Annotated in this window: 1 rRNA gene; it reads right to left on the reverse strand. The window is 62.0% G+C overall.

What is annotated here, in order from left to right:
• Positions 1–255 (reverse strand): 16S ribosomal RNA (locus AB4Y31_RS31885); the annotation flags it as partial.

Genomic DNA, 255 nt, shown 5'->3' on the forward strand with positions numbered 1-255 from the left:
TGGGCCGTGTCTCAGTCCCAGTGTGGCTGGTCGTCCTCTCAGACCAGCTACGGATCGTCGCCTTGGTAGGCCTTTACCCCACCAACTAGCTAATCCGCCATCGGCCGCCCCTTGAGCGCGAGGTCTTACGATCCCCCGCTTTCCTCCATAGAGCGTATGCGGTATTAATCCGGCTTTCGCCGGGCTATCCCCCACTCCAGGACACGTTCCGATGTCTTACTCACCCGTTCGCCACTCGCCGCCAGGCCGAAGCCC

It is taken from the genome of Trinickia sp. EG282A (assembly GCF_040965455.1).
Lineage (GTDB): Bacteria > Pseudomonadota > Gammaproteobacteria > Burkholderiales > Burkholderiaceae > Trinickia > Trinickia symbiotica.